This is a genomic window from Pseudarthrobacter sp. CCNWLW217, assembly GCF_037203985.1.
Classification (GTDB): domain Bacteria; phylum Actinomycetota; class Actinomycetes; order Actinomycetales; family Micrococcaceae; genus Arthrobacter.
The window spans coordinates 1-4,763 of sequence record NZ_JBBCBT010000042.1 but is presented as its reverse complement, the minus strand read 5'-3'; the positions used below and the strand labels follow the sequence as shown (position 1 = coordinate 4,763).

Below are 4,763 nucleotides of genomic sequence, written 5' to 3'. Positions count from 1 at the left end.
AGAACGGCTGCCCGCTGGCCAGTCCCCCGGCGCCGTTGGCGGACACCACGCTGCCGATGGCCAGCGCCACGAAGAACGCTATGACGTTTGGGACGCTTAGTGGCCGTGGCGGGTGCAGGGTCTGATTTTGTCGGTAGTGGCGGTTACAGTTCGGGCATGGAGACGAAAAAGGACGCCGACGGATGGAACCTGTGCAGCGCCCTCCCCGAATACGGCTGCGAGCTTCGCACGCGAAGCAAGGGCGGAAAGTACTGCAATTCGCACGCCCTCCAGATGAACCGAGGTGAAGAGTTCAAGCCTCTCCAACCACGGGGGAAAGATCGCGGCCTGACCTGCACAGGGCCGGGGCGCAACAGGGAACCCTGCGAGCGACGAGTGACGCAGCTCAACTTTCCCCCGGGTCCCCTCTGCAAGGGACATGCAAAGCAGCTCGAACGAGACGGGTCGATGTGGCAGTTCCCGCCGAAGGGGGACGAATGGAACGATTGCGCCGCCCTCGATTACGGGTGCGAACGCAAGGCGGTAACCCGCGGCTCGCGGTTCTGCGGCACTCACTATAACCAGTATTACCGCGGCGAGCTGACCCCCATCAAGCGAAAATCGGCTAACGGCACGCGGTGCGGGGGCCCCGGCCCTGATGGGACGGAATGCGGACGGAAGGACATTTACCAGGATGATCCGGTCCCGTTATGCAAAGCCCACGCTCTTCAGTACAAGGATGCGGGCGCCATGCGGGTAATTGTCCCCCGCTACAGGCTCGGGTCGCTGGAGCGAGACGACGATGGCAACAAGCGGTGCACTAGTTGTCGTGAATGGCTACCCGAAATGGATTACGGAAAAGGCGGTTCGGGCGATGGGCTTGCCTCCCGCTGCCTGCGATGCGCAAATGATGCCTCCCGTGCGCGGAAGTTTGGGATCACAAGGGAGCAGTACGACGCCCTACTCGCCATCCAAGGCGACGTCTGCTGGATATGCAAGCAGCCCCCTGACTTCGGGCGCAAGTCGCTGAGCGTGGACCACGACCATAACTGCTGCGCGGATAAGGACAAGACGTGCGGCAACTGCATACGCGGGCTTATCTGCGGAGCATGCAACCTTGCCCTCGGGCTGTTCGATCACAAGCCCGAGCGGCTGGAAGCAGGCTTCCGGTATCTGGTCGAAGGAGTACCCCACATTTTGGCGCACCTCCAGTCAAGAGATGAGCCAACTGCTTTGCCGGTACTCGTTATCCCACGGCAACGGTTTAGCTAGTCGCAAAATGGCGCGTCCAGTCAGACCGGACGCGCCCTGCGCATGCCCTAACCCCTTAAAACGGCTCAGGCGCTAAATCAGTCTATAAGCGCTGGCTACTTTCACCGTCCGACGATTCAACACCCCCGAGCGTCCCGGTTCCGGTGGTTCACCCGATTCACCACTACCAGGACCGCCACCAGTGCAAAGTACTCAGGAGCTGGGGACGGGAGTCCCCGCCGATGAAGCCCACCGTGTAGGTCGCCGCGAGGATGACCAGGCCGAAGCACGTGAGCCACGAGAAGCCGAACGGGCTCTTCAGTCCCGCTGAACCCACGGGAACCACGGCCGCGATCACGAAGATGGCACCGATGTAGAACACCAGGATGCGCCACAGCACGGTCCGTGACTGCTTTCTTCACGCTTCGGGTCGGCTCGGCGGTTTCGGTTGCCGCCACGGACCTAATCTCGGTGCCGCCGAATGCAAACGCCACCAAAAGAGGGCCGTAGCAATCCCGCCGAAACCGCTGGGCGCGAAACCGTCCCCGGTGAAGTTGGCCAGGTCCGGCGACTGCACGCCCGCCAACCAGCCAAAGAGCAGCGCAGCGCCAACCAGGAGGAACCCGACGATCGCCGCCACCTTGAGCAGCACAAACCAGAACTCAAACTCGCCGAAGTTCTTCACGCTCGTCAGGTTCACCCCGGTGAGCACCACGATGAACACAAAGGCCATCAGCCACACCGGCAGGGCTGGGAAGATGGTGGCCATCAGCCCCGCCGCACCGAGAGCTTCGGCCGCAATTACCACCACGAGCTGCAGCCACCACAGCCAGCCCACCGTGGCGCCGACCACCGGCCCGTACGCCTCGGCGGTATAGACGGAGAAGGCACCGCTGTCCGGATTGGCCGCGGCCATCTCACCGAGGGCCCACATCACCAGGATGATGAGGGTGCCGGCCACGAGGTAGGAGATCAGCACCGCGAGCCGTGAAAGGCGTGGCAGGACCGAACAAAAGCGTGCGCGCCGCGGCGATAAGATAGACATTTTGCGTGCACGAAGCAGTTGTAGGTGCCTCGCGAAAGGTGCCGTTGGATAACGATCCACAGCCTCGAATAGCTCCGTAAACGCTAAGGACTACCAAGAACCATGGCCGCAAGAAGAAACGAGTTCAGAGTGACCGACGAAACGAAAGAACAAAAGGACAAAAGTTATCCAAAAACTGCCCTCTTCTTTGGCATAGCCACACTGGGTCTAGCCGTCGTCGGGCCGCTTCTTCTGTGGCTGATATATGGATGGGGCGACGACGCAGCCGCCCTAAAGCTGGCGTTGTTCTTCGCAGTACCCGGACTGACGTTCCTCGGGCTCTACCGATACATAACGATGGTGGAAAGGGCTGGCGGATTCTTTTACAAGCTACGCCCCCAAGATTGGAAGACACTCTTCATACAACTTCTACCCGGCACAGCGCTGGCGGTGCTTGGAAGCCTGATGAACCCTGCGTTCGGTTGGCTTAGCATCCTCTTTGGGCTCGCAATAAGTGTGATATTGACGCGCCGTCCGGCTCACCCCATGGAAGGTGTACTGGTGGTTAGCAATAACCGACTTACCCTTCGGGAGAAGTGGCTCGTGACCGGGATAGTGATAACTGCGCTGGTTGCTGGAGCTTTTGCTTGGGCGTGGGTCAGTGATGTTGTGCCTTATGAGGAAAAGTGGGGGAACTACGCAGAATGGTTCTCCGGAATTGCCACTGCCTTAGGTTTTGCCGCCGCCATCGTAACGATCGCGATCACCCGTAGCAAGTACCAGCAGGAGCGAGAACAGTTTGTAACGGTCGAGCAGTCCAGGAAGGCGAAAGAGCGGGAGACTGCCTTGGGCGTGCAGGTTGATCTGGGATTAGAGTCTATAACTCGACCACGTGGCCTCGGAGCGCTGCTAGGAGTCAATCATGGGAGTGATCTCAGGTACGTTTGCACGATCACTAACAGCACCAGCTCAAGCCTCGATAACATTCAGATTGTTTATCCCGAACCACATGGTTCAGACCGAGAAGACTGGGAGTACACCGCGCCTATCCGGGTCTTCCCGACCCAAGCACCTGGCGTCAGTGTGAGCTACAGAGAAGAGCTTCCCACCGACCATCCATCCCCGGCTGAATGTTTAGCGCTATTCGAGTCCATGTATAGGGTTCAGTTCACCCTGAACGGCACTCGCTGGGAGCGAGATAAAGACGGTCTGCGTGACTTGGACTATTCTTGGACTGTGGATCGAAACTAATTAGCAGGCGATTCACTCGCGAGCCATGTGGCTTTCCCCTTACCACTAATGAGTCTCACTGCTCATGGAGGAGGAATATCAGGCCCATGGTGGTGCTGAGGTAGAACACATGTCGTACCACTTCATCGTATTGCCCACCATGGGGCCGCCCGGGCGCCTTCCTGAGCGCGCGGTGGTAGACCACGTTGACGTCGGTTAGCTTCAGCCGCCGCTGCTGCTGCTCGGCGTGCTCTGTCCCCGCCCGCTCACCCGCTGCATCGCTCCTCAGCTGACCACACCCCTCGTACTTCCACCTGCCCTCAGTCGGCTACCAACACCTCCGCTCATCTTGCCACTGCCGGAGCACCCAACAATGGTGCGTGCTGGCAATTAAGTAGACGGCGCAGGCGATGTTGATCAGTCGTCGGAGCAGACCGCATGAGTGGATTGCTGCCTACAGCCGCCGCTGCCGAAACATCGGGAACGCTTCCCGCACCCGTTCCACAGCCTCCAGCGAAACATCAATGGCCCGCACTCCGGACTCCAACCCCAGATCCGCCTCGACGATCCCCATCGGATCGACCAGCACACTCCGTCCCACCGACACGGGCGGCGCCTGGCATACCCCGGCCACGTATACGCTGTTCTCGATCGCCCGCGCCGTGTTCAACGCCAGCCACTGCTCGGTCTTGTGCTCGCCCGGCACCCAGGACGAGCAGACCAGCAGGACCTGCGCGCCGGCGTCGGCCAGTGACCTGGCCAGTTCCGGGAACCGGAGGTCGTAGCAGGTCATCAGCCCGAACCCTACTCCCCCGTGCTCGAACACCACCGGATCGGTGGACGGGCCGGGCTTGATGAAGGTCGATTCCCCGAAGCCCTGCGCGTCGAAGAGGTGGATCTTCCGGTAAAAAGCCAGCCGGCCGCCGTCGGGCCCGAACGCCACCAGGGTGTTGTACGCCTTGCCCGGCTCCTCCGAGGTTTCCACCACGCCCGCCACCAGCGCGATGCGGTGGCGGGCGGCAACGCCGGCGAGCTCCTGGCAGACGGGCCCGTCCAGCGGCTCGGCCATCGCCGGGAAGGTCGCGTCCACCTTCTTTTTCTCGTAGGTGGCGTACTCCGGGAAGGCGACCAGCGCGGCGCCGTCGCGCGCGGCCTCGGCGGCGAACCGGCCGATCGCGGCGAGGTTCGCTTGGATGTCGGCACCCGACTCCAGCTGCCCCAGCGCTATCCTCACGGCTGCTCCTTCCCTCACTGCACGCACCGGCCCGGGTGAAAAAGC

General features: G+C 61.3%; 3 protein-coding genes and 1 pseudogene. 2 read left to right on the top strand and 2 right to left on the bottom strand.

Annotated elements, in window-relative coordinates; all coding sequences use genetic code 11:
- The first annotated feature begins 156 nt into the window (after window positions 1-156).
- The gene (locus V9L18_RS22120) at window positions 157-1,251 is read left to right on the top strand and encodes an endonuclease VII domain-containing protein (RefSeq protein ID WP_443198061.1); all 1,095 of its coding nucleotides are present in this window, start codon (window positions 157-159) and stop codon (window positions 1,249-1,251) included.
- A gap of 286 nt (window positions 1,252-1,537) precedes the next feature.
- Here the strand turns inward: V9L18_RS22120 and V9L18_RS21915 are convergent.
- Window positions 1,538-2,212 (bottom strand): annotated as a pseudogene (locus tag V9L18_RS21915) (amino acid permease); the annotation flags it as partial.
- A gap of 165 nt (window positions 2,213-2,377) precedes the next feature.
- Here V9L18_RS21915 and V9L18_RS21910 point away from each other — a divergent pair.
- Complete coding sequence (locus tag V9L18_RS21910) at window positions 2,378-3,505, top strand: hypothetical protein (RefSeq protein WP_337349253.1); 1,128 nt, start codon at window positions 2,378-2,380, stop codon at window positions 3,503-3,505.
- A 433-nt stretch (window positions 3,506-3,938) separates the two neighbouring features.
- Here the strand turns inward: V9L18_RS21910 and V9L18_RS21905 are convergent, their stop codons facing one another.
- Window positions 3,939-4,718 (bottom strand): carbon-nitrogen hydrolase family protein, encoded by a 780-nt coding sequence (locus tag V9L18_RS21905; RefSeq protein WP_337349252.1) that lies wholly within the window; start codon window positions 4,716-4,718, stop codon window positions 3,939-3,941.
- Between the last annotated feature and the right edge of the window lie 45 nt (window positions 4,719-4,763).

Coding starts and splice junctions, on each gene's coding strand:
- V9L18_RS22120 (WP_443198061.1), top strand. CDS start 157: ATGGAGACGAAAAAGGACGCCGACGGATGGAACCTGTGCAGCGCCCTC.
- V9L18_RS21910 (WP_337349253.1), top strand. CDS start 2,378: ATGGCCGCAAGAAGAAACGAGTTCAGAGTGACCGACGAAACGAAAGAA.